The organism is Starkeya nomas (genome assembly GCF_902703545.1).
Taxonomy (GTDB): domain Bacteria; phylum Pseudomonadota; class Alphaproteobacteria; order Rhizobiales; family Xanthobacteraceae; genus Ancylobacter; species Ancylobacter moscoviensis.
In genome coordinates, this window is record NZ_CACSAS010000001.1 from 3,546,032 (window position 1) to 3,570,126 (window position 24,095).

At 66.7% G+C, this 24,095-nt stretch carries 22 protein-coding genes and 1 pseudogene; 16 read left to right on the forward strand and 7 right to left on the reverse strand.

Annotated elements, in window-relative coordinates:
* Nucleotides 1-195: 195 nt before the first annotated feature.
* From STARVERO_RS16890 to STARVERO_RS16905, 4 genes and pseudogenes are all read left to right on the forward strand, one after another.
* The gene (locus STARVERO_RS16890) at nt 196-495 is read left to right on the forward strand and encodes a hypothetical protein (RefSeq protein WP_159600204.1); all 300 of its coding nucleotides are present in this window, start codon (nt 196-198) and stop codon (nt 493-495) included.
* Nucleotides 496-582: 87 nt separating this feature from the next.
* Entirely contained in the window at nt 583-1,452 is an 870-nt protein-coding gene (locus STARVERO_RS16895) for a hypothetical protein (RefSeq protein WP_159600206.1), read from the forward strand.
* A gap of 8 nt (nt 1,453-1,460) precedes the next feature.
* Complete coding sequence (locus STARVERO_RS16900) at nt 1,461-3,830, forward strand: tetratricopeptide repeat protein (RefSeq protein ID WP_159600208.1); 2,370 nt, start codon at nt 1,461-1,463, stop codon at nt 3,828-3,830.
* Nucleotides 3,824-4,033, forward strand: a pseudogene (locus STARVERO_RS16905) (IS3 family transposase); the annotation flags it as partial. The gene STARVERO_RS16900 and the pseudogene STARVERO_RS16905, both read left to right, overlap by 7 nt.
* Nucleotides 4,034-4,084: 51 nt before the next feature.
* Here the strand turns inward: STARVERO_RS16905 and STARVERO_RS16910 are convergent.
* Nucleotides 4,085-5,164: a helix-turn-helix domain-containing protein gene (locus STARVERO_RS16910; RefSeq protein WP_159600210.1), complete on the reverse strand. Its 1,080-nt coding sequence runs from the start codon at nt 5,162-5,164 to the stop codon at nt 4,085-4,087.
* 112 nt (nt 5,165-5,276) lie between these two features.
* Between STARVERO_RS16910 and STARVERO_RS16915 the strand changes: the two genes are divergently transcribed.
* Entirely contained in the window at nt 5,277-5,666 is a 390-nt protein-coding gene (locus tag STARVERO_RS16915) for a nuclear transport factor 2 family protein (RefSeq protein WP_159600212.1), read from the forward strand.
* Nucleotides 5,667-5,949: 283 nt separating this feature from the next.
* Here the strand turns inward: STARVERO_RS16915 and STARVERO_RS16920 are convergent, their stop codons facing one another.
* Nucleotides 5,950-6,354 (reverse strand): ArsR/SmtB family transcription factor, encoded by a 405-nt coding sequence (locus STARVERO_RS16920; protein WP_144343894.1) that lies wholly within the window; start codon nt 6,352-6,354, stop codon nt 5,950-5,952.
* Between the two features lie 4 nt (nt 6,355-6,358).
* Nucleotides 6,359-7,012, reverse strand: a complete 654-nt coding sequence (locus STARVERO_RS16925) for a peroxiredoxin (protein WP_159600214.1) — start codon at nt 7,010-7,012, stop codon at nt 6,359-6,361.
* 96 nt (nt 7,013-7,108) lie between these two features.
* Here STARVERO_RS16925 and STARVERO_RS16930 point away from each other — a divergent pair, with 96 nt between their 5' ends.
* The 7 genes from STARVERO_RS16930 to arsB all read left to right on the forward strand — a co-directional run bounded on the left by STARVERO_RS16930 (nt 7,109) and on the right by arsB (nt 13,245).
* A complete protein-coding gene (locus STARVERO_RS16930) occupies nt 7,109-8,050 on the forward strand; it encodes an MBL fold metallo-hydrolase (protein ID WP_159600216.1) in 942 nt (313 codons plus the stop codon).
* Nucleotides 8,051-8,122: 72 nt separating this feature from the next.
* A complete protein-coding gene (locus STARVERO_RS16935; RefSeq protein ID WP_159600218.1) occupies nt 8,123-9,808 on the forward strand; it encodes a bifunctional protein tyrosine phosphatase family protein/NAD(P)/FAD-dependent oxidoreductase in 1,686 nt (561 codons plus the stop codon).
* Nucleotides 9,808-10,593: a sulfite exporter TauE/SafE family protein gene (locus STARVERO_RS16940; RefSeq protein ID WP_159600220.1), complete on the forward strand. Its 786-nt coding sequence runs from the start codon at nt 9,808-9,810 to the stop codon at nt 10,591-10,593. Before STARVERO_RS16935 ends, STARVERO_RS16940 begins: the two co-directional genes overlap by 1 nt.
* A 239-nt stretch (nt 10,594-10,832) precedes the next feature.
* Nucleotides 10,833-11,204 carry an ArsR/SmtB family transcription factor gene (locus STARVERO_RS16945; protein ID WP_144343898.1) on the forward strand — a complete coding sequence of 124 codons (372 nt, stop codon included), beginning with the start codon at nt 10,833-10,835 and terminating at the stop codon, nt 11,202-11,204.
* On the forward strand, nt 11,197-11,739 hold the full coding sequence (locus tag STARVERO_RS16950; RefSeq protein ID WP_159600222.1) for an arsenate reductase ArsC: 543 nt from the start codon (nt 11,197-11,199) through the stop codon (nt 11,737-11,739). Before STARVERO_RS16945 ends, STARVERO_RS16950 begins: the two co-directional genes overlap by 8 nt.
* A gap of 10 nt (nt 11,740-11,749) precedes the next feature.
* Nucleotides 11,750-12,181 (forward strand): arsenate reductase (glutaredoxin), encoded by a 432-nt coding sequence (gene arsC / locus STARVERO_RS16955; RefSeq protein ID WP_159600224.1) that lies wholly within the window; start codon nt 11,750-11,752, stop codon nt 12,179-12,181.
* Between the two features lie 8 nt (nt 12,182-12,189).
* Nucleotides 12,190-13,245: an ACR3 family arsenite efflux transporter gene (gene arsB, locus STARVERO_RS16960; protein WP_159600226.1), complete on the forward strand. Its 1,056-nt coding sequence runs from the start codon at nt 12,190-12,192 to the stop codon at nt 13,243-13,245.
* 403 nt (nt 13,246-13,648) lie between these two features.
* On the opposite strand, the gene STARVERO_RS16965 is transcribed toward arsB, so the two are convergent.
* Nucleotides 13,649-14,284: an NAD(P)H-dependent oxidoreductase gene (locus STARVERO_RS16965; RefSeq protein ID WP_159600228.1), complete on the reverse strand. Its 636-nt coding sequence runs from the start codon at nt 14,282-14,284 to the stop codon at nt 13,649-13,651.
* Between the two features lie 76 nt (nt 14,285-14,360).
* Here STARVERO_RS16965 and STARVERO_RS16970 point away from each other — a divergent pair, with 76 nt between their 5' ends.
* Both STARVERO_RS16970 and STARVERO_RS16975 read left to right on the forward strand, forming a co-directional pair.
* The gene (locus STARVERO_RS16970; RefSeq protein WP_159600230.1) at nt 14,361-14,984 is read left to right on the forward strand and encodes a TetR/AcrR family transcriptional regulator; all 624 of its coding nucleotides are present in this window, start codon (nt 14,361-14,363) and stop codon (nt 14,982-14,984) included.
* 160 nt (nt 14,985-15,144) lie between these two features.
* Nucleotides 15,145-15,843, forward strand: coding sequence for a GntR family transcriptional regulator (locus STARVERO_RS16975; RefSeq protein ID WP_144343904.1), 699 nt, complete (start codon nt 15,145-15,147; stop codon nt 15,841-15,843).
* A gap of 24 nt (nt 15,844-15,867) precedes the next feature.
* Here STARVERO_RS16975 and STARVERO_RS16980 read toward each other — a convergent pair whose 3' ends face one another.
* Nucleotides 15,868-17,304, reverse strand: coding sequence for an aldehyde dehydrogenase family protein (locus STARVERO_RS16980; protein ID WP_200837927.1), 1,437 nt, complete (start codon nt 17,302-17,304; stop codon nt 15,868-15,870).
* An 85-nt stretch (nt 17,305-17,389) separates the two neighbouring features.
* Here STARVERO_RS16980 and STARVERO_RS16985 point away from each other — a divergent pair, with 85 nt between their 5' ends.
* The gene (locus STARVERO_RS16985) at nt 17,390-18,796 is read left to right on the forward strand and encodes an aminotransferase (RefSeq protein WP_159600234.1); all 1,407 of its coding nucleotides are present in this window, start codon (nt 17,390-17,392) and stop codon (nt 18,794-18,796) included.
* Between the two features lie 106 nt (nt 18,797-18,902).
* Here STARVERO_RS16985 and STARVERO_RS16990 read toward each other — a convergent pair whose 3' ends face one another.
* Nucleotides 18,903-20,957, reverse strand: coding sequence for a hydantoinase/oxoprolinase family protein (locus STARVERO_RS16990; RefSeq protein ID WP_159600236.1), 2,055 nt, complete (start codon nt 20,955-20,957; stop codon nt 18,903-18,905).
* A 20-nt stretch (nt 20,958-20,977) separates the two neighbouring features.
* Entirely contained in the window at nt 20,978-22,813 is a 1,836-nt protein-coding gene (locus tag STARVERO_RS16995; RefSeq protein WP_244616799.1) for a hydantoinase B/oxoprolinase family protein, read from the reverse strand.
* A gap of 164 nt (nt 22,814-22,977) precedes the next feature.
* On the opposite strand from STARVERO_RS16995, the gene STARVERO_RS17000 reads away from it, so the two are divergent.
* Nucleotides 22,978-24,072, forward strand: coding sequence for an ABC transporter ATP-binding protein (locus tag STARVERO_RS17000; RefSeq protein WP_159600238.1), 1,095 nt, complete (start codon nt 22,978-22,980; stop codon nt 24,070-24,072).
* Nucleotides 24,073-24,095 lie beyond the last annotated feature (23 nt).

Genomic DNA, 24,095 nt, shown 5'->3' on the forward strand with positions numbered 1-24,095 from the left:
TGGGAAACCGATGCGCCACGCGAACCGGCCCAACGCTATGGTGGAGAGATTGGAAGCCCCGCAAGGCATGGCAATGGTTGAATTCGGGCGGCTGTGTGTTTTTGGTTAACGAGCTGACCTGAGACCCTAATCTCCTCCGGTCTATGGTAGAGTCCTGGGTTTCGTTTGTGGCCTCATGCGGCCTGTTTTTCCAGCGTGGATTTCATTGCGAACTCGACCGGCGCCATGTTGCCGAGTGCCGGCCTTTACCGGCGATTTTTTCAAGGAGGGTTGGGTCTTCATCTTCGTTCCTTCGTCACTACGACGAAGCCCCAACCCTCCTTAATTCACAACCTCAAATCTGTGCCATTGGTGCTGACGGCGGACACGCCCCGCAAGCCGCAGAGCGAGGCCTATTCCGGACCCATCACACTCTCGGGTTACGAGCGTTTCAAGAACGTTCAGGACTCGTTGAAGGAGCAGGGCTTCTCGCTGCCGTTGCCGACCGGCAACTGAGCCGCGACACGACGGACGACGAAGGGGGAGCGGCGGGTGGGCTGTCCGCTGCCCCTTCATTTACGACCAACGCCGCGGGGGGAATGAATGGACAAGACACGCGCATCGACGGCGCGGCCGGCCCTCGGGCGCTGCGCCGGGCGGATCGGCACTCTGGCCGCTCTCATCGCCGGTCTTATATCCGGCGCTACGGCGCAGGCGGCGGATCGTCCCGCTCCGGCGGCGCCGGCGTCGCAGACGGCGGGACTGCCGGCTCCTGCCCCGGGCTGGGAATATCAGCTCTCGCTCTATGGCTGGGCGACCTCGCTGGTCGGCGATGTCGGCGTGCGCAATCTGCCGACGAGCTCCATCGACGTGCCGTTCTCCGAGGTGCTGAACCATCTCAACGGCGCCCTGATGGGCTCGTTCTTCGCCCAGAATGGCGAGTGGATTCTCCTTGCCGATGTCGTCTTCGCCAAACTCTCCGATGCGCGCGACCTCGGCACGTTCGGCGGCAGCCGGCTCGACGCGGAGGTCACGCAGACCATCGCCACCGGCGCTATCGGCCGCATGCTGCCGACGGGTCGGTCCGACCTCGATATCGCGATCACCGGCGGCGTGCGCTACATGAGCGTCAAGGGCGCGCTGAGCTTCGATCCCTTCGCGCTGCCGGTCGACATCGCGGGAAGCCAGCGTGAATGGTGGATCGACCCCACCGTCGGCGTCTTCGCCCATTGGGAGCTGAACCAGAAATGGTACGTCAACGCCATCGCCGACATTGGCGGGTTCGGCGTCGGCTCGAGGCTTTCCAGCACCGGCTATCTCGGCGTGGGCTACATGTGGACCGACAGCTTCTCCACCTCGCTGGGCTATCGCTACCTGTATGAGGATTACGTCGGCGAACGGACGGGGAGCGGTTCCTTCCGCTACAATACGACCATGCACGGGCCAACGGTGGCGGCGGCCTGGCGATTCTGAGCGCGACGATGTGGTTCGCACGGCCAAGCTGGAGCTTCGCTGTCGCGCTGGCGGCGGGTCTTCTCACGACCGGCGTGATCGCTCTGGCGAGCCTGCTCTTGCCCATTCGTTCCCAGGCGGCCGATGAAGCGGCCGCGCTGGGCCCCGGCGAGATCGGCGCGTTGCAGGCCTTCGCGCCTGAGGGCTTCGTCGGCTCGGCCTCCTGCGCCACCTGTCATGCGACACAAACCCGCGACTGGCTCGCATCGCAGCACGCGCGCGCCATGGCCCGCGCCACGCCGGACACGGTGCGCGGCGACTTCGGCGGCGTGCGCATCGAGCACCGCGGATCATCCGCCCGCTTCTATCGCGACGGCGCGCGCTACATGGTCGAGACCGAGGGGGCGGACGGAAAGACAGCGGCCTTCGAAGTCACGGATACCTTCGGTCTCGAACCTCTCCAGCAATATCTGGTCAGCTTTCCCGATGGCCGCAAACAGGCCTTGCCCTTCGCCTATGACGTCCGCCCTGCGAGCGAGGGCGGCCAGCGCTGGTTCCACCTCTACCCGGACCAGATGATCGCGCCCGCCGATCCGCTGCACTGGACGGGCGCGCAGCAGAACTGGAACTTCATGTGCGCGGAGTGCCATTCCACCGCGCTGCGCAAGAATTATGACGCGGCCACGGATCGTTTCGATACCCGCTTTTCCGAGATCAGCGTCGGCTGCGAGGCCTGCCACGGACCGGCGCGCGGGCATGTCGACTGGGCGAAGGGCGCGCGCGATGCCGCCACCCCGCACAGGGGGTTCGCATCCGTTGCCGCCTCGCGCCCCGTCCCGGACTGGGAGGTCGATCCCGCGACCGGAAGCCCGAAGGCCGGTGTTTCCCGGCCGGCGGGCGACGAGGTCGAAACCTGCGCCCGCTGCCATGCCCGGCGGGGCATCCTCTCGGAGAACTGGCATCCCGGCCGGCCGCTCACCGACACCCATCTGCCCACCCTCCTCTCCGAAGGGCTGTTCGAGGCGGATGGCGTGATGCGGGACGAGGTGTTCAACGATCACTCCTTCAAGCAGAGCCTGATGTATGCGAAGGGCGTGACCTGTTCCGACTGCCACGCGCCCCATTCCGCGAAACTGCGTGCGCCGGGACCGGCCGTGTGTGGGCAATGCCATCTGCCCGAACGCTTCGACACGGCCGCCCATACCGGCCACGCGCCGGGCCCCAACGCTCCCGATTGCATCTCCTGCCACATGCCCGCGCGGACCTATATGGTGGTGGACAAGCGGCATGATCATTCGTTCCGCATTCCACGGCCGGATGTCTCCGCCCGCCTCGGTACCCCGAACACCTGCAATGACTGCCATGCCGACAAGCCCGCCGACTGGGCGGCCGAGGCGATCGAGCGCTGGCACGGGCCGGAGCGAAAAGGCTTCCAGAGCTGGGCGGACGCCTTTCACGACGCCCGACGCAGCGAGCCGGCCGCGCGTGAGAAGCTGATCGCGCTGGCAAACGAAGCCGCCGTTCCGGCCATCGTCCGGGCGACGGCCGTTTCCGAGCTGCCGGGCTTTCCCTCCATTGCCAGCGAAGAGGCCATAGCCAGGGCCCTCGCGGATCCCGATCCGCTGGTGCGCATCGCGGGCCTGCGCGGACAGGCGGGGCCGCCGCTCGACGTGCGGTGGCGCCGCGTTTCACCGCTGCTCGCGGATCCCGTCGCGGGCGCGCGGATCGAGGCGGCGAGCCAGCTCGCCGATCAGCCCACATCCACGCTCACGGAAGCGGACAGGACAAAGTTGGAAGCGGCCTGGCGCGAATATGAGGCGGCGCAGCGGCTCAACGCCGATCGCGCGGAGGCGCGTGCCAATCTCGGCAATTTCCTGCTGCGGCGTGGCGATGTGGCGGGCGCGGAGATGGAATTCCTGGCCGGGCTGAAGCTCCAGCCGGCCAATGCGGGGCTGATGATCAATCTGGCCGAATTGTATCGTCTCCAGGGACGCGAGGACGAGGCGCGGGAGACCCTTCGCCGCGCCATCGCCGCGCAGCCGGAGGCTGCCGCGCCATACCATGCTTTGGCGCTCGCGCTCATTCGCCAGAGACATTATCCGGAAGCCGTGGAGCACCTGGCGCGCGCCGTGGCCTTCGCCCCGGAAAACCCGCGCTACGCTTATGTCTACGCTGTAGCGCTCAGTTCGACCGGTCGTCGGGCCGAGAGCGCGGCCGTTGTGTCGGACGCGCTCCGTCGCACGCCCAATGATGCCCCGCTGCTGACGCTGGCACTGAGTGAGGCGCTTCAGTCCGGGGACATCGACCGGGCCCGGACGCTTATTCCCCGACTGGTAAGCCTGCGCCCGGACGACGCCGAACTCGCCCGGCTCGCCGAGCGGTTGCGTAGCCCTCGATGAGCCGTCGCGGCAACTGTCATGACAACCTGCTCAAGCGCGAAGGCGGCCGCCGCAAGGTCTACCGCACGCGCGACGAGGCACGCCGGGACGTGCTCGATTCCATCGAGATGTTCTACAACCCGACCCGGAAGCGCGCACGGAACGGGATGCCGTCACCCATCGAGTTCGAACGGCAGCACAAAGCGAAAGCTGAGGGCGTCTAGAAAACTCGGGGCGATTCACGAGCGCGCTGCGCTGTCATCCCCCCTCGACGCCTATGCTTCAACTTCCGCGCTGTCTGGTTCAGATTCAACGGGCTGGGTTGAACCGGTGGATGAAGCGGGCAGACCCCGCAGCTCGAAGGGGATGAGGCCGAGATAGCTCGATGGCAGTATCCGAGGCACGAAGTCGGGCTTCCTACGCAGCGTTGCTGACGGCACTTCGCCGAAGAGCTGTCGATATGCCGTGGCGAACCGGCCGAGTTCTGCGAAGCCATGCTCCATGGCGATCGCCGTTACGGAGCTGCACGCCGGGTCCGCAAGTTGCAGGGCTCGATTGACCAGATGCATGCGGCGAAGCCAGAGATACCGGGTCGGGCTTATGCCGAACTGTTCCGTGAACACGCGACGAAGGGTACGTTCGGGTGCGCCGAGGCTTTCGCACAGTTCCGTGAGATACAGCGGCCGGCCGGCGTTCCTGGCGATGAACGCCTCCAGTCTTTCCAGGATATGCTGACGGTACCTGTGTCCACTTGCCGGGGCCTTCTCCTCACTGCAGTCGATGGCCGCCAGCATGGCGTGCACCATCGCCTGCTCCAGCGCGTTGGCCACCTCCTTGTGCGCGATCACATCCGGCGCCGATTTGGCGAGGGCTCCAGCGAAGTGATGGAGCGCGACAAGCCTGCGCATGGCATGCTCGTTCGGCCGAAGGACGAGCGTTTTCGCCGGGACGAAGATCTCGTGACCGAGAATGGCCAAGGCGGCCCTTATCAGCGCGTCCGGCTCAAGGGACATGGCTCCCCATCGGATGGCGGCGTCGGTGCGTTGGTACTGTTCGCTTTCGCGTCCCCAGAACACCAATTCGCCGGGCTGGACCTCTATCCCGCTGAGACGGGTCGAGGGTTGAGCGGCATCGGTCAGGAAGAAAATCGGCGCCCGGGCCTTGGGGATGGAAATATGCAGGGAGCGCGCCAGGTTTTCCGAGCCACGTTGCAGCCATAGTCGGCTGAAGTCGATGCGCGCCAATTCGCCCCGGAACGTGCCGCGTTCGTGGACCGCAGCCTGAACCTGCGCCGCCCGGACTGTATGAAGATACTCCTCGGCGGTATCGAAGACACGGTACGCGCTGCCCTGCACTGGATTTCCTTCATTCCCCTGCGCTGGTCTCGCTGACCGCACTGCGCTAGCCCCATCGACGTGACCAAGTTACCATCCAGCACCGCTTCGCCGGCAGAGTCAGAGGATCGTCGTGGACAACGCTACTATCATAAGCCAGCTATATGAGAGCTTCGCCAGAGGCGATGTTACGGCGGTCCTGGAGCGGCTCGATCCAGCGGTCGAGTGGTTCGAAGCCGAAGGATACCCGGCTGTCGGGGGTCGTCATGTGGGCCATGCTGGCGTTGTCGAGGCCCTGTCCCGGGTCGCGGCCGATTGGGATCAACTCGCTCTGATTCCGGATAGGTTCGTCGCGCAGGATAATTGCGTCATCGTTCTTGGAGTGGTGTCGGGCTCCTACAGGGCGTCGCGCAAGTCGTTTCGCAGCCGCTTCGCGCATGAATGGCTTCTTCGGAATGGCCTGGTTACGCTGTGGCGCGCGCATCTCGATACGGCGCTGGTGCGGGAAGCCACGACAGGATAGCGGGCTCTGCGGCGCAATCTGTGGCCGTCGCCCATAGGGACGAACCCGGAGTCATCAAGGCGGCTGTAATCCCTTCGGCCGTCATCGCTTCAGCTCGTACCATGCATTGCTCAGACCGGTTGATTGTGCGTCGCGGTCGCGGGTTGAGCGAGGCTTCGCGGATCGCGGTCTAAGAGAACGATACGACAAATTCTCGGCAGGGTGCTGAGCGCACTCATGAAGGGCAGGCTCCGGGCACGAACGGGTCGAGCCCGGCTGATCCGAAGCGCAGCTTAAGCGAGCCTTAAGCGGACGGTTCCCCCGGCGCCACGATGCGGGCGAAGAGCGCGGCGCTGCGATTGCGTACGCGGGGAGGAGGCAACGCGGCCGGGGCAAGATCCGGTGCGGGAAGCGCGGGAGCGCCTTTCCCGAACTGCGCCTCGATGCTGCGCACGCACTGCGCCACGCCCGCATCCGCCAGCCGGTAATAGACCTGCTTGGCGGCGCGCCGCGTGGCGACGAGGCCGGCCCGGCGCAACTCGCCGAGCTGCTGGCTGAGCGCGGGCTGTCCGATGCCGGTGGCGGCGTCGATCTCGCTCACCGTCATTTCGCCGGCCTGGAGATGGGAGAGAACCATCAGCCTCTGCGCCTGTGTGTAGCTGCGCAGCTTCTCGACCGCCTTGTCGGCCTCTTCGCGTGTCAGCGCCATCGGCTCAGTCCCGTTCCGCCACCTGGCAGAACCAGGCGGGATCCGCCTCAGAAAGCGTGCTTTCATCGGTCAGCGCGCGGAGAACGGGATCGCCCGGCTGCCAGCCCTCGGGCGTCACCACATCCCCCGCTTCGGCGCGCCTGAGCGCAGCGGCGAGCCGCAGCATCTCCCGCGCCGAGCGGCCGACCGACATCGGGTACCACTGAATGGCCCGCACAATGCCCTCCGGGTCGATGAAATAGCTGGCCCGCACGGTGGAGGAATCCTGGGCGGTCTCGTCCAGCATGCCGTAGGCGCGGCTGATGACCAGTGAGGTGTCCTCCACCACCGGGAAGGGCACATCGACGCCAAAGGCACCGTGGATCGCCCGCAACCAGCCGAAATGCGAGAACAGGCTGTCCACCGACAGCCCGATCAGCCCCACGCCGAGCGCCTCGAATTCCGGTGCGAGCCGGGCCAGCGCGATGAACTCGCTGGTGCAGACCGGGGTGAAATCCGCGGGATGCGAGAACAGCACCACCCACCGCCCCCGATAATCGGAGAGCTTCACCTGCCCCTGCGTGGAGCGGGCGCTGAACACGGGTGCGGCGTCGCCGATCCGGAGCGGACGGGGCGGAACGACCGAGGAATCATGAGCGGCGGCTGGGGTGGCTGTCATTCTCTTTGATTGCCTCTTGACGGGTTTCCGTGCAATCCGCATTTACAATTACACAACTTATGTAATTATGAAATTGAACAGCACAGGAGGAACGCCATGTCCGCCACCCATCTCGACATTGACCCGCCTCTCGAAGCCGCCGCCGCCCAGGTTCTGGCCGCCCGTGCCGCCAGCAACCGCCTCGCGGTCGAAGCCTTCTTCGATGAACCGACCAATACGGCGAGCTATGTGATCCACGACCCCGCCACCCGTCGCGCGGCCATCGTCGACAGCGTGCTGGATTTCGACGCGGCCTCGGGGCGAACCTCCACGGCGTCGGCGGACGCGATCATTGCTTACGTGAGACGTGAAGGTCTGAACGTCGACTGGCTGCTGGAGACCCATGCCCACGCCGACCATCTGTCGGCCGCGCCCTATATCCAGCGCGAACTCGGCGGCAAGCTCGCCATCGGGCGGGAGATCATCACCGTCCAGAACGTGTTCGGGAAGATCTTCAACTTCGGCACCGAGTTCGCCCGCGACGGTTCGGAGTTCGACCGCCTGTTCGAGGATGGCGACACGTTCAGCCTCGGCTCCATTCCCGCCATCGTTCTGCATGTGCCCGGCCATACACCGGCCGACATGGCCTATGTGATCGGCGACGTGGTATTCACCGGCGACACGCTGTTCATGCCGGATTTCGGCACGGCCCGTGCCGACTTTCCCGGCGGCGATGCCCGCCAGCTCTACCATTCCATCCGCCGCCTGCTGGCGCTGCCGGACGAGACGCGGCTGTTCCTGTGCCACGACTACAAGGCGCCGGGCCGCGATAGCTATGCCTGGGAAACCACGGTCGGTGCCGAACGTGCCGGCAATATCCATGCTCGCGACGGGGTGGACGAGGACGCCTTCGTCGATATGCGCACCAAGCGCGACGCGACGCTGGCCATGCCCAAGCTCATCCTCCCCTCCGTGCAGGTGAACATGCGGGCGGGGCACCTTCCCGATCCGGAAGAGAACGGGCGACGCTACCTGAAGCTGCCGCTCGACACGCTCTGAAACGGCCGCCGACCGGCGCGCCAACGCCGGCCGGTCCGCCGCGTCGGCCCAAAACGAGATCGAGGAACCCACATGACGCCGAAACAGATCGTGCCGGAATTTCACGTGTGCGGCCCATTGGATATGCAGGACCTTGCCGCCGCCGCCACCGCCGGCTTTCGCGCGATCATCTGCGCCCGTCCCGATGGCGAGGAGCCCGGACAGTTGCCGGCCAGGGAAATGGCCACGCTGGCGGAGGCGCTCGGCATGGCCTTCGTCCATATCCCGGTGACGCCCGGCAGCTTTGCCGATGCCGACGTGGCGACGATGCGCACCATGCTAGACCGGCTCCCCGGCCCGGTGCTCGGCTATTGCCGCACCGGCACGCGGGCGGCGACGCTGTGGGCGCTCGCGCAGGCGGGCCTTCGTCCGCCGGAGGCGATCCTGACGCTGGCGAACGCCGCCGGCTTCGACCTTTCCGCCCAGCGCCCCCGCCTTGCCGCCGGTGCCGTCGCCCCGCGCCCCGGCACGCCGAAGACCTATGACGTCGTCATCGTCGGCGGCGGCGCGGCCGGAATCGCCACCGCCTCCAGCCTGCTCAAGCGCCGGCCTTCGCTCGACATCGCCATCGTCGAACCGGCGGAGTGCCACTATTATCAGCCGGGCTGGACCATGGTCGGCGCCGGCGTGTTCCAGCCGGAGACCACCCGCGTGCCGATGGGCGCGGTGATGCCGGACCGCGTCACCTGGATCCGGCAGGCGGCGGCCGGTTTCGCGCCCGACGCACGGGAGATCGCACTCGCCGATGGCTCGTCCCTGCGCTACCGCATTCTCGTTGCCGCGCCGGGCCTCCGGCTCGCCTGGGAGGCCATTCCTGGCCTGGCCGAGGCGCTGGGGCGCAATGGCGTCACCTCGAACTACCGCTTCGACCTCGCCCCTTACACCTTCCGCCTCGCCAGCACGGTGCAGGGGGGGAGGGCTCTGTTCACCCAGCCGGCCATGCCGATCAAATGCGCCGGCGCGCCGCAGAAGGCGATGTACCTCTCCTGCGACATCTGGCGGGCGGCGGGCGTGCTGCCGCGCATGGAGGTCGAGTTCCACAATGCCGGCGGCGTGCTGTTCGGCGTGCCGACCTATGTCCCGGCGCTGATGGAGTATGTAGAGCGCTACGGCATCGGCCTCAATTTCGGCTCCACCCTCGTCGGCGTCGACGGCGACGCCGGGGTGGCGACCTTCGAGCGCAAGGGAAGCGACGGCACCGCCGAGCGCGTGGAGCGCGACTTCGATATGCTGCACGCCGTGCCGCCGCAGAGGCCGCTCGACGTCGTCGCCGCGAGCCCGCTGGCCGGTGCGGGCGGCTGGATCGAGGTCGACCCGGCGACGCTGCGCCATGTGCGTCACCCGGACGTCTTCGCCCTTGGCGACGCCACCAACACACCCAACGCCAAGACCGCTGCCGCCGCCCGCAAGCAGGCGCCTGTCGTGGCGGTCAATGTGCTGGCGGCACTGGAAGGGAAGGCGCCCGCCGCCCAGTATGACGGCTACGGCTCCTGCCCGCTCACCGTCGAGCGCGGCAAGATCGTGCTGGCCGAATTCGGCTATGGCGGCGCGCTTCTGCCGACCTTCCCGCGCTGGATTCTCGACGGCTCCCGGCCGACCCGGCTCGCCTGGTTTCTCAAGGACCGCATGCTGCCGCCGATCTACTGGCACGCCATGCTGAAGGGGCGGGAATGGCTGTGCCAGCCCCAGCCGGTGGTCCCGTCGAAAGAGGCCGCGTGATGCTCGAGCCGCTGCAATACGGCCTCGGCGCCGGTGCCGGCGTGCTGGTGGGGTTCACCCTCGGTCTGGTGGGCGGTGGCGGGTCCATCCTCGCCGTGCCGCTGATGGTCTATCTCGTCGGCGTGCGCAATCCGCATGTCGCCATCGGCACCAGTGCCTTCGCCGTCGCGATCAACGCCGCCGCCGGCCTGCTACAGCATGCCCGCGCGGGCACGGTGAAATGGCGCTGCGGTGGCATGTACGCCACCGCCGGCATCCTCGGCGCCTTTGCCGGCTCGAGCCTCGGCAAGCTGGTGGGCGGGGAGAAGCTGCTGTTCCTGTTCGCGCTGCTGATGCTGGTTGTCGGCTTTCTGATGCTGCGCGGGCGCGGCAATCCCGGCGAGCCGGGTGCAGAGTGCAACCGCGCGAAGGCGCCGAAGGTGCTCGGCTTCGGGCTCGGCACCGGCGCCTTTTCCGGCTTCTTCGGCATTGGCGGCGGCTTCCTCATCGTGCCCGGCCTCATCGGCTCCACCGGCATGCCCATCCTCAATGCGGTCGGTACCTCGCTGGTGGCGGTGACGGCGTTCGGTCTCACGACCGCGCTCAACTACGCGCTGTCCGGCCTCGTGAACTGGCCGCTGGCAGCCGCCTTCATCGCCGGCGGCGCGCTTGGCAGCGTCGCCGGGATGAAACTCGCCCGGCAGCTTTCCGGGCGTACCGGGCGCCTCACCACCGTGTTCGCGACGCTGATCTTCGTGGTCGCCAGCTACATGCTGTTCAAGAGCGCCTCGGCGCTGCTGGCCTGAGCCCTCAAGTGGCGGGCGGCACCACAACCTTCGTGCCGTCCGGGATGTGCTGATACAGGTCGATCACGTCCTGGTTCAGCCCTGCTCAAAAAGCATCGATTGTTCTCGACAATCGGCGGCGGGGCACGGGGAAATGAGGGTGTGGCGCTCCCTGGGGGCTGCCCGATCCTGCGGCTGTCGGTCGAAGCAAGATCGCCTTTCTCGTTGATTTATTTCCATGTGTCGTATATCGTCGACATATGGACACGGATAAAGCTCTGGCTTCCTTCGCAGCACTGTCGCAGCCCACTCGGCTTGACGTCTTCCGGCTGCTCGTCTTGCACGAGCCGGAAGGTTTGCCGGCCGGAGAGGTCGCTCGGCAACTCGACGTTCCCCACAACACACTTTCCAGCCATCTCGGCATTCTCGTTCGGTCCGGCCTGATCAAGGCGGAACGGCAGAGCCGCCAAATCATCTACCGGGTACGGCTGACCTCCGCGCGCGAGCTCGCCGCCTTCATCCTCAAGGATTGCTGCGGCGGGAGGCCAGAGGTGTGCGTTCCCCTGATCGCCGATCTCGAGCCCTGCTGCACACCAGCGAGCAATGCCGCCAGGGAGGCGAGCGATGCCTGATCTCACGTCATCCGGCCATGTCTACAACGTCCTGTTCCTCTGCACCGGAAACTCGGCCCGCTCGTTGATGGCGGAGTCCATCCTGACGAAGGAAGGTGGTGGAAGGTTCCGAGCGTTCTCCGCCGGTAGCCAGCCGAAGGGTATAGTGCACCCGCTGACGCTCACCACGCTGCGCAGCTTTGACTACCCGACTGACGGACTACGGTCGAAAAGTTGGGGCGAATTCGGAGTTCCGGATGCGCCGGTGATGGATTTCGTCTTCACGGTTTGCGACACGGCGGCCGGGGAGACCTGTCCGGTCTGGCCTGGGCAGCCCATGACGGCGCATTGGGGGATCGACGATCCCGCCGCCGTGACCGGCACGGACATCGAAAAAGAGGCCGCCTTCGCGCGCGCCTTCCGTTATCTCAAGAATCGCATCGCCGCCTTCACGGCCCTGCCGATCCGCAGCCTCGATACCATGACGCTCGGCGCCAAGCTGCACGAGATCGGCCGCGGCGAAGGCGCGACCAGCCCGCGCTCGAACGTGGCCTAGGGGAACCTGGATGTCGTCCGTAACGATCTATCACAACCCGGCCTGCGGCACGTCACGTAACGTGCTTGGCCTGATCCGCAACGCCGGTATCGAGCCAACCATCATCGAGTACCTGAAGACACCGCCAAGCCGCGATGAACTAAAGGGGCTGATCGCCCGCGTGGATGTGCCGGTGCGCGCCATCATGCGCGAGAAGGGCACACCCTTTGCCGAACTCGGTCTGGATGACCCGAGCCACACCGATGACGATCTTCTCGACGCCATGATGGCCCACCCGATCCTCATCAACCGGCCCATCGTGATCACGCCGCTCGGCCTGAAGCTGTGCCGCCCATCAGAGGCCGTACTCGACATCCTCCCCGCTCCGCAGCGGGGCCCGTTCCGCAAGGAAGACGGCGAGCTGGTCGTGGATGCCGACGGCCGCCGCGTGGCGGCGGCATAGGAGCGGGCATGTCGACCTTCGAACGCTACCTCACCGTCTGGGTCGCCCTCTGCATCGTCGTGGGCATCGCTCTCGGTCATGTTCTGCCGGGCGTGTTTCATTCGATCGGCGCGATGGAGATCGCCAGGGTCAATCTGCCCGTGGCGGTGTTGATCTGGCTGATGATCGTACCGATGCTGCTTCGCATCGACTTCGCCGCGCTGGGAGAGGTCACCCGGCATTGGCGCGGGATCGGTGTCACGCTGTTCATCAACTGGGCGGTGAAGCCGTTCTCCATGGCCGCGCTCGGCTGGCTGTTCATTGGCTGGCTCTTCCGCCCTTATCTCCCGGCCGACCAGATCGACAGCTACATCGCCGGTTTGATCATCCTGGCGGCCGCGCCCTGCACGGCCATGGTGTTCGTCTGGTCGAACCTGACCCGTGGCGAGCCGCACTTCACGCTGACCCAGGTGGCGCTCAACGACGCGATCATGGTGGTCGCCTTCGCGCCGATCGTAGGCCTTCTGCTGGGGCTGTCCGCCATCACCGTCCCATGGGACACGCTGGTGCTGTCAGTGGTGCTCTATATCGTCGTGCCGGTGGTGGTCGCGCAGGCCGTGCGCCGTGCGCTGCTGGCGCGGGGAGGGCAGGCGAGCCTCGATGCCTTGCTGACGCGCCTGCAACCGCTCTCCCTCGTGGCTCTGCTCGCCACGCTGGTGCTTCTGTTCGGCTTCCAGGGCGAACAGATCCTGGCCCAGCCGCTGGTGATCGCCTTGCTGGCGGTGCCGATCCTGATCCAGGTCTATCTGAACTCCGGCCTTGCCTACCTCCTCAATCGCCTCGCCGGCGAGAAGCACTGCGTGGCGGGGCCCTCCGCGCTGATCGGCGCCTCCAATTTCTTCGAGCTGGCCGTGGCTGCCGCCATCAGCCTGTTCGGGTTCCAGTCCGGCGCCGCGCTGGCGACGGTGGTGGGCGTGCTGATCGAGGTGCCGGTGATGCTGTCCGTCGTCTGGATCGTGAACCGGTCCAAGGGATGGTACGAGAGCGGGAGTTCGGTCCTGCAGGCCGCACATGAGACGCGCTGACAAATTTCGATAACCGTCGAAATAAACTTTGACGCTTATCCCCTGCGGCCTAGCGTACTTCCATGAATCTCGGACAAGCTGCTCGCCAACTTGAGGTCATCGGCTGTCCGGCTCGCCTTCTCATCTACCGCATGCTGGTGCGGGCGGGGATGGCATCGCCTTTCGAGCGATGGGCCAGCCGGCGTTCTCTTCCGCGGCGTTCTCGGCCTTCACCTTCCACCTCTATTCCTTGCTGATCGAAACAGGCTCTGAGACCGCGTCCGTCGTTGCCGCCATGACGTTGATCGGCCGGCGCAAGTCGCCGGTCGCATCGGCATATGGGTCTTCGCCCGGCGCGAGCCCGAGGGGCGGGTCGTCGGATTCTATGGACTCGAGGCCGATCGATCGCGACGGCGATCGTGGTTCAGATGGCCTTCGGCATGTCCGGATGCCGGTCCCTGGCAAAGAGATGGCGTCCGAGCGCTCGTGCGGTTTCGAGCTGCCTCTCCGCCGGTTCCGTAGCGGAGGGAATGAGTAATTCGGACGCGGCAACATGTGCGCCGCAATAGTCGAATATGCCGTGATCGATCTGGGTGCGCATGGCGCCGAGATAGCCGTGCCGGGTGTAGGTTCCCAGGCTCGCGCCGCCGATGGCGACGAGGTGGACCTTGAGCCGACCGAGTTTTTTCACCAGACCGGTATCGGCGCCTTCGTCATAGGCGCTGTCGTCATAGGCCCAGCCATTGGCAAACACCCGGTCGATCCAGCCTTTGAGCAGGCCGGGCATCGACCACCAATAGACGGGATAGACGAGGACCAGCGCATCCGCGCGATCGACGCGCGACTGCTCGCGGGAGACATCCGCGGGGGGCGGTCCCTGTCTCAGATGGGCCGCGAGGTCGGCCGCGTTGAAGCGCGGGTCGAAGCCCTCGGCATTGAGATCCGCAATCTCGAACGAATGCTCCGTGCCCGACGCGGAAATGCCTTCGGCAATCTTGCGGGCCGTCGAATGTGTCAGTGATTCCGGATGGGGATGCGAGATCACGATGAGCGCGTGCATGGGAGAAACTTCCGTCCGATTGCCGTGGCAGGGTGATTGTTATATACTTTTAGTAAGTTACTTTTGGTATATAGCTATGTCAACGTCGTCGCCGGAGCGTGATCCCCCGCCGCGCCGCCGCCTTCCACGCGAGGAAAGGCAGCGCCAGCTCATGCATGTTGCCTGGCGGCTTGTGCGGGAGGAGGGGACGGATGCGCTGACGCTCGGACGGCTCGCCGAGGAGGCGGGTATCACCAAGCCCGTCGTCTACGACCACTTCGGAACGCGCAACGGCCTGTTGATCGCCCTCTATCAGGACTACGACGCACGCCAGGCCGCGTTGATGGACGCCGCGATTCAGGCCAGTGCGCCGGGCCTCGACGCAACGGCCGGGGTCATCGCCTGCTCCTATGTCGCATGCGTGCTGACCCAGGGCCGGGAAATGCCGGGGGTGCTGGCGGCGCTCGCCGGATCCGCGGAACTCGAAAAGATCAAGCGCGCCTATCAGATGGCCTTCATCGCCAAATGCCGGGGCCTTCTCGCGCCTTTCACGGGTCCACGCGGCATCGCGCCGGCGGCGTTCTGGGCGATGCTCGGCGCCGCGGACGCGCTTTCGGACGCTGCCGTGAAGGGCGATGTCACGGCGGAGGAGGCGGAAGGCGAATTGTTCCGGACGATTCTCGCGCTCGTCGGCCGCAGCCACGGTATCGCGGCTTCCTGAGCGCCCGTGCCGGCCACCGGAACGGGCAAGGTGGACCTTTGCTGTTGCGATTGCTGCCGGTGGGTAGCATCCACGTTTGAAACCGATTAGATTAGTGATCACAAAGGTGGCATGTGTTGCCTATTCCCCCATCAAGGCGCGATGCGCCCCTTCGAATCTCATGACCGAACAGGTAGTTTTCGAAAAGCTCGAGAGGGATCCGCTCCATGAGCGCGTGCACCGCGAGCTTCGCTCCGCCATCATTGCTGCGCGTTTCGAGCCCGGGCAGAAACTGACCGTCCGCGCGATTTCATCGGCCTTCGGCGTCAGCACCATGCCGGTACGTGCCGCGTTCGCGCGATTGGCGGCGGAGAAGGCGGTGACGGCGCTCGCCAACGGCACCATCTCCATCCCGCTGCTGACGCGCGAGCAGTTCGACGAACTGATAGAGCTGCGCATGCTGCTGGAAGGCATTGCCACGGAAAAGGCGGCGCGCGTCATCACCGACGAGGAGATCGAGGCGCTCCAGCTGATCGCCGGAGAGCTGCACGAGGCGGCCCAGGCGAACGATGCCGACGCCTATCTGCGCCTGAACCAGCAGTTCAAGTTCGCCATCTTCAAGGCGGCGCGCGCGCCGGCGCTGGAAGACCTGATCGAGCGGCTGTGGCTGCAGATCGGTCCTTTCATGCGCCATTACGCGGCCGACATCCGCGGCCAGCTCGACACCGACCGTTACGACGCGGTGATCGCCGCGCTGCGCCGGGCGGATGGCCGGACGGCCCGCGCGGCGATGGAGGAGGATGTCGCCGGCGGCGCCGTCTTCCTCAAGCGCGTGGCCGTCTTCGCCGAGGCGCCGACGGAGCCGCCGACCGGCAAATGAGCCGGCCGGCGTCCGGCGCAACGGTCAGTCTTCCAGCAGGTATGACGTCTTGGTCTGGGTGAAGAAGTCGCGCGCGACGCGCCCCTGCTCCTTCGGCCCGTAGCCCGACGCCTTCGTGCCGCCGAAGGGCACGTGGTAGTCCACACCCGCCGTCGGCAGGTTCAGCATGGTCATGCCGGCCTTCACGTGGCGACGGAAATGGTGGGCGTATTTCATCGTCGTCGTGCAGATGCCGGCGGAGAGGCCGTAGGTCGTGTCGTTGGCGACCTCGAGCGCCTCCTCATAGTCCTTCACCCGGATCACCGAGGCCACGGGGCCGAACACTTCCTCGCGGTTGATGCGCATGTCGCGATGCGTGTCGGCGAACAGCGCGGGCGAGAGATAGAATCCCTCGGTGTCGCGATTGAGCCGCTCGCCGCCGGCGACCAGCCGTGCGCCTTCCCCGCGCGCGATGTCGACATAGGACATGTCCTTGGCGAGCTGCCGCTCGTCGATCACCGGGCCGACCTGCGTGCCGGCCTCCAGCGCATGGCCGACCTTGAGGCTGCGCACGCGCTCGGCCACCGCCTCGACGAAGCGGTCATGCACGCCTTCGGTGACGATGAGCCGGCTCGATGCCGTGCAGCGCTGGCCGGTCTGGTAGAAGGCGCCGTTCACCGCGCATTCGACCGCGACGTCGAAGGGCGCATCGTCGAGCACGACGAGCGGGTTCTTGCCGCCGAGTTCGAGCTGCACCCGTGCGCCATTCGCCACCGCATGGGCGGCTACCTTCCGTCCAGTGACGGTCGAGCCGGTGAAGCTGATGCCGTTGATCTCCGGCGAGGTGGCCAGCGCCTCGCCCACTTCCGCCCCGCCGATCACCAGATTGACCAGCCCCGCCGGAAGACCGGCCTGCTCCATGATCTCGAACAGCGCCACGGCGCTCGCCGGCACCAGTTCGGAAGGCTTCAGTACCACCGCGTTGCCGTAGGCGATGGCCGGGGCGATCTTGTTGGCGGGGACGGATGAGGGATAGTTCCACGGTGTGATCAGCCCGATCACCCCGACAGGCTCGGGCATCACCTCCACCTCGACGCCGGCCCGGATGGAGGGCAGGCGCTCACCGGCGAGGCGGAGCACCTCGCCCGCATAGAACTTGAAGAGCTGGCCGGCGCGCGTGACCTCGCCGATCCCGTCGGGGAGCGGCTTGCCCTCTTCGCGCGACAGCAGGCGGCCGAGCGCCTCGCGGCGCGTCAGTATCGCCGTGCCGACGGCATCCAGAGCCTCGCTGCGGGCTTGCAGCGTCATGGCGCCCCAGACCGGAAGCGCCGCCCGCGCGGCCGCGATCGCCTCGGCGACCTGGGCCGGCGTGGCGAGGGAGAACTCGTCGACCACATCGGAAATGTCGGACGGATTCACGTTCCGCAGGGCACCGGATCCTTCGACCCACGCCCCGCCGATGAAATTGCGCTGCACGTTCAGACCCTCTTCATTGCGAGATCAGTGATCACACTTTATAGTGCCCTCCGACCTGCTTCAACATGCCGTCCAGCCGGAGAGCCTGCGCATGAGCCTCGAACCGCACCACAACATGTCACTTGAGGAGATGGACAAGCGCAGCCTGTTCCATCCCTTCACCAGCATCGGCGACCATCTTGCCAACGGGCCGCGCATCATGAGCTCGGCCATCGGCGTGCATGTCACCGACAGCAAGGGCCGGCGCTATCTCGACGGCGCCGCAGGGCTCTGGTGCGTCAATGTCGGCTATGGCCGCCAGGAGATCGTCGAGGCGATGACGCGGCAGGCCGAGGCGCTGCCCTTCTTCCATTCGTTCACCTCGATGGCGAACGAGCCGTCGATCCGTCTCGCCGACCGCGTGCTGCGCTGGGCGCCGGACCATATGAGCAAGGTGTTCTTCGGCAATTCCGGTTCGGACGCCAACGACACCAACATCAAGCTGGTCTGGTACTACAACAATATGCGCGGCAAGCCCGCGAAGAAGAAGATCATCGCGCGCAACCGCGCCTATCACGGCGTCACCATCGGCGCCGGCAGCCTCACCGGACTGAGCTACTGCCACCAGTTCTTCGACCTGCCGCTGCCGCAGATCCTGCGCACCCATTCGGTCGACCAGTATCGCGAGAAGCCGGAAGGCATGAGCGAGGCGGAATTCAGCGCCTATCTCGCCAGCGAGCTGGAGGCCCTCATCCTCAAGGAAGGGCCGGACACGGTCGCCGCCTTCATCGCCGAGCCGGTGATGGGCACGGGCGGCGTGCTGGTGCCGCCGGCGGGTTACTTCCAGGCGATGCAGGAAGTGCTCGACCGCTACGACGTGCTGATGATCGCCGACGAGGTGATCTGCGGCTTCGGGCGCCTCGGCGCGCCCTTCGGCACCACCCATTTCGGCATCCGGCCGGACATCATGACCATGGCCAAGGGCCTGTCCTCCGGCTACCAGCCCATTTCGGCGAGCGTGATCTCGAACCGCATCTGGGACGTGCTGAAGGATACCTCCGGCGAGGTGGCCTCCTTCGCGCACGGCTTCACCTATTCGGCCCATCCGATTGCCGCGGCGGCAGCGCTCGCCAATCTCGACATCGTCGAGCGCGAGGACCTCGTCGGCAACGCCGCCAAGGCGGGTGCCGAGCTGAAGGGCGCGCTCCAGAAGCGGCTGGGCGATCACGCGATGGTCGGCGACATTCGCGGCGTCGGCCTGATGCTCGCGGTGGAGACGGTGGCGGACCGTGCGACCAAGCGCCCCTTCGACCTGTCGCTGAAGGTCGGCGCGCGCATCGTCGCCAAGGCCTACGAGCAGGGTGTCATCGTCCGCCCGCTCGGCAACATGATCGCCATGTCGCCGCCGCTCACCCTTTCGAGCGCGAATATCGAGGAACTGGTCACCGGCCTCGGCCGCGCCGTCGACGCGGTGGCGGACGAGCTGGCGCGCGAGGGGGCGCTCTCCCGCAAGCACTGATTCACTGCGCCTGCCCCCCTCCAGGCAAAGGCCCCGGACGCAATGTCCGGGGCCTTCTTTTTGCGTCGATCCTCGAAGAGGGGGAGCGGCCGGCGGCCGCTCCGTTTCAGTGCAGCTCGAGGCGGTAATTGCCGTCGCGGTCGGCCGTCGCGCTCCAGCGCGGCAGCAGCATGATCGTCGTGGTCGGCTCCTCGATCACGGCGGGGCCCGTTACACGGGCGCCGGCGCCGAGATCGGCGCCGCCATAGACCGGGCAGTCGATGATCCCGCCCGCCTCGCGCACATAGACGCGCCGGTGCGCCTTCGGTGCCGGCGCGCCCTGCTGCGCGGGACGGATGACGCGCTCCGGCCGTTCCGGCGCGAGCCCGATCGCCCGCACCTTCCAGGTGGTGAATTCCACCACGTCGGTCTCGGCCTTCACCGAATAGATGCGCTCATGCATGGCGTGGAAGGCCGCCACCAGGCGTTCGAGGTCGTCCGCGCCCAGTCCCGCCGCCGGCAGGTCGAAGGGTACCTCGATCTCCCAGGACTGGTACTGGTAGCGGCCGAGATAGACGGTCGCGAAGCGCTGGCGCTCCGCCGGCACGCCCGCCTCGGTCAGGAAGGCGCGTCCGCGTGCGGTGAGGCGCGCCACCGCCTCGTTGATGCGCGCCGGATCGAAGGCGGCCGAGGAGGTCAGCGCCGTCGCCTGCTCTTCCCAGCGTATGTCGGAGATGAGGCCGCCATAGGCGGAAAGGCCGGCGGCGAAGCGCGGGACCATCATCCGGCCGATGCCGAGCTCCTGGGCGATCTCGCAGATATGAGCCGCGGTCGCGCCGCCCCCGACCACCATGAAGCTGTCGCGCGGGTCGATGCCCTCCTTCACCGTCATGTCCTCGATGGCGCCGACCATGACATTGTTGCTGGTGGTGTAGATGGCATAGGCCGCCTCCTCCAGCGACACGCCGAGACCGTCCGCGATCTCGCCGATCACCCGCTCCGCGGCCGGCCGGTCGAGCTTCATCCGTCCGCCGAGGAAATAGTCCGGGTCGAGGATGCCGAGCACGACATTGGCGTCGGTGACGGTCGGGCGCTGCCCGCCGCGCCCGTAGCAGGCGGGGCCGGGACGCGCTCCCGAGCTGTGCGGCCCGACATGGAGCATGCCGCCCGCATCGATGGAGGCGATGGAGCCACCGCCGGCGCCGACCGAGCGTACGTCGATCTTGGGAATGCCCAGCATGTCGTCGCCGATCATCGCCTCCTGCGAGACGATGAAATGCCCGTCGCGGATCGCCGAGACGTCGAAGGTGGTGCCGCCCATGTCGACGACGATGACGTTCGGCTCCGGCGTGAGCTGCTGCGCGGCGACCGGCGCCAGCGTCGGGCCCGACATGACCGAGAAGATCGGCCGCGCGATGAGGTCGCCCGGCGGCATCATGCCGCCGACGCAGTTGGCGAGCAGCAGCTCGTCGCGGAAGCCGGCGGCGTCCAGGGCGCCCGTGAGCTTCGTCACATAGTCGCTGACGATGGGCAGCAGCGAGGCATCGATGACGGTGGAGATGGCGCGGCGATATTCGCGCCCTATGGGATTCAGCTCGTGGCTCAAGGTGACCGGCACGCCGGGCCAGACCTCGTGGACGATCTCCCGGGCGCGCCGCTCATGGCTGCCGTCGATGATCGACCAGAGGAAGCAGATGCCGATCGCCTCGGCCCCTTGCGCCTTCAGCCGGAGGGCCGCGGCGCGCACGTCATCCTCGTTCAGCGGCTCGATCACGTCGCCGCGAGCGCTGATGCGGCCGCGGATCTCCACCGTGTCGGCGGGCAGGACGTAAGGATCGGGAAAGTCGAGCCGCCAGTTGAAGACCGGTTTGCGCACCGCCTCCCGGAGGGTGAGGATATCCGGGTGCCCGGCATTGCACAGGAAGCCGGTGCGGGCCGACTTGCGCTCCACCAGCGCGTTGGTCGAGACGGTGGAGCCGTGCACGATGCGGCCGGTCTGGCCGAGGAAGTCGGCGAGGCCCAGCCCGAATTGCTCGGCCGCGAGCTTCAGGGCGTTCATGAAGCCGGTCTCGAAATCCGGTGGCGTCGACGATGCCTTGAAGATGTGAAGCTCACCCTGCCCGTCCTCGACGATGCAGTCGGTGAAGGTGCCGCCAATGTCGATGGCGATGGAAAAACTCATCGGAAATTCCGCCGGAATGGTCAGGAGGAGGGGGAGTGGTTGGCGCGTCGTTCGGCGGTCGCGGCCTCGTCGAGTTCCCAGCCGCCGATGGCGGGGCTCGGACGGACGACGACGCCATGGACCTCGCGGGCACGTTCGGGCGAGATCCAGCCCCGGCGGACCGAGCGCAGCACCCTTTCCGGTGCGCGCGCATAGGGTTCGCCATAGCCGCCCCCGCCGCAGGCCCGGAACAGCACCGCCTCGTCAGGGCCGATGGTGACGTCGCCGAAGGTCACGAGCTGCGTCACCGCGCCGTCGCGGTTCCGATGCCAGTTGCCGGAGGTCGCCGCGTCGCCACCCCCGCGCACGCCGCGCGCGGGGGTGATGTCGCCGTCGCTGCCCCAGTAGACCGTCATCGCGCCGACCAGCGGGCGATAGGTGCCGGCGATGCCGGGCGCACCGTCGAATTCGCCGGGCCCGCCGGAATCGACCGCCACGCGCCGCTCCTCGACGAGCATGGGGTACATGGCCTCGTTGATCTCGACGGAATCGACGGACATCTGCCCGCCGTCGCAGCCGGCACCCGAGAGCAGCCAGCCGTCGTAGCCGGAAAGGCCCGCACTGCCGCCATAGCCGAGGAAGATCTGATTCACATAAGGCTGCCCGCCCTTGGACAGGTCGCCCTGCGTCGGGTCGGTGCCGGAAATGACGGCTTCGCCGAGCGCCTGCGAATAGGCGAACTCGCCCATGCCGTGTGGCTCGCCGATCTGCGAGAAGCAGCTCGCCACCGCGGTGATCAGGCGGCTCGTCAGATTGGTCGTGGCGACCGAGGTGCCGACCGGATAGGCGGGCCGCCCCAGCGCGCTGCCGTCCTTCAGCAGGATGCGGATGCGCGAGGCGCTGCCCTCATTGTGCGGCAGCTCGGGATCGAGATTGTAGAACACGCCGATGCGGCAGGCGGCCAGGGCCGTCGCCTCGGTGAGATTGAGCCCGCCCGGCACGCAGTCCACATTGTCGGTGGCGTCGACGGTGATCATCGCCTCGTCCGGGTCGATGCTCAGCGTGACGCGCACCGGGATGCCGTCCTCGGCGACGTTCGGCACCGGGTCGTGACGGGTCTCGAAGCGCCATGTACCCTTGGGAAGCGAACGGACCTCGGCGATCATCCGGCGCTCGCCATAGGCCATCCACTCCTCGATGAACGCCTTCACCGTGGCGCGGCCGTAGCGGTCGCACAATTCCTTGAGCCGCCTTTCGCCGACCCGGCAGGCGCCGACCTGGGCCTGATAGTCGCCGTACCAGAGATCGGAGACGCGGATCTTCATCCGGCACATGCGGATGATGTCCGCCTTGTCCTTGAAGCCTTCCTGGATGCGCACGCAGGGAAGGTGGATGCCTTCCTCGTAGATGGTCCTGGCTTCCGGCAGGTAGGTCGTGGGGATCGGCGCGCCGATGTCGGCGTGGTGGGCGCGGGCCAGTGTCCAGAAAAGCGGCTCGCCATCGCAGAACACCGGCACGCAGAGGGTCATGTCCGCATGGTGGGTGTTGCCGGTGTAGGGGCAGTTGTTGATGAAGGCATCGCCTTCCCGGATGTCGTCGAAGAATTCGGTGATCGGCTTGGTCGTCAGGTCGAGGGCGGTGATGTGGATGGGGATGCAGTCCTCCACCGACAGCAGCCGGTGATCGTAGGTCAGCAGGCCGCAGGAGAAGTCGCGCGCGTTCTTGATGACCGCGGAGCGGCTCGACTTCATCAGGGTCGCGTTCATTTCCCGCACGATGGCGGAGAGCCGCGACGAGAGCACCGAGAGCAGGAAAGGCTCGATGGTCGTGACGGTTTCGCCCGCCATGCCGCCAGCGGGGGCATTTCTCGTCGCCATGCAAATCCCTCTTGTTGCTTTTTGCGATCAGTGATCACAGAATAGCGTCATGCTAAGCGAAGTGATGCGGCGGCTCAAGCACGGAACGACCGTTCGTCATGCCTGTCGCGCCGCCGTCGGAACGCCGCCAAATCGAGAGGTCCTGCCCTTGTTCGGAAGCGCCCATGCCCAGCCCTGCCGATAAAGCAAACGACGCGCCGGCGCTGGAGGTCATCCGCGCCTCGCGCCATTTCGGCGCCGTCAGGGGGCTGGACGACGTAACCGTCACCGCCGCGCGCGGCGAGTTCCTCACCATTCTCGGGCAGAGCGGCTCGGGCAAGACCACGCTCCTGCGCATCATCGCCGGGCTCGACCATCCGACCTCGGTCGCCGCGCTCCGCATCGGCGGCAAGGACGTGCTCGGCCTGCCGCCGCACAAGCGCAACGTCACCACCGTCTTCCAGCATTATGGCCTGTTTCCGCATATGAGCGTCGGGCAGAACGTGGAATACGGCCTGAAGCTGCGGGGCGTCGGCGCGAGCGAGCGCCGGACCCGTGCCGAGGCGGCGCTGGCCACGGTGCGGCTGACCGACAAATATGACCGGCGCATCCACCAGCTCTCCGGCGGCGAGCGCCAGCGCGTCGCCCTTGCCCGCTCCATCCTGACCGAGCCGGACGTATTGCTGCTGGACGAGCCGCTCGGCGCGCTCGACGAGCGGCTGCGGCTCGACATGCAGATCGAGCTCGTGGAACTGCAACGCCGGCTCGGCATGACCTTCGTGTTCATCACCCACAGCCAGGAAGAGGCGCTCACCATGAGCGACCGGGTCATCCTGATGAGGGGAGGGCGCATCGCGCAGGAAGGCACGCCGCGCGATCTGTTCGAACGGCCCTGTTCGCGCTTCGCCGGCTCCTTCATGGGTGTCGAGAACATCATCGACGGCACGGTTGCCGATTTTGCCAACGGCATAGCGGGGATCGCCACGCCCGCCGGCATCTTCCACGGCCTCTGGACCGGCGTTGAGCCCCCGCGCGTCGGGCAGGCGGCGGCGCTGCTGCTGCGCGCCGAGAAGCTGCGCATCGGCACGACCGCGTTCGCCGACAGCTTCGAAGGGCGGATTACCGCCCGGATCTACAAGGGCAAATACATCGACGTCGCGATGGAAACCCGCGTCGGCGTGATCCACGCTCGCGCCTGGACCGACGAAGACCTCACTTCCGATACCGTGCGGATCGGCTGGTCCGCCGGCGATGCCAGATGCGTCCCCGCAGAGGGATGAAGACCACAAAACCTTCCAGAACC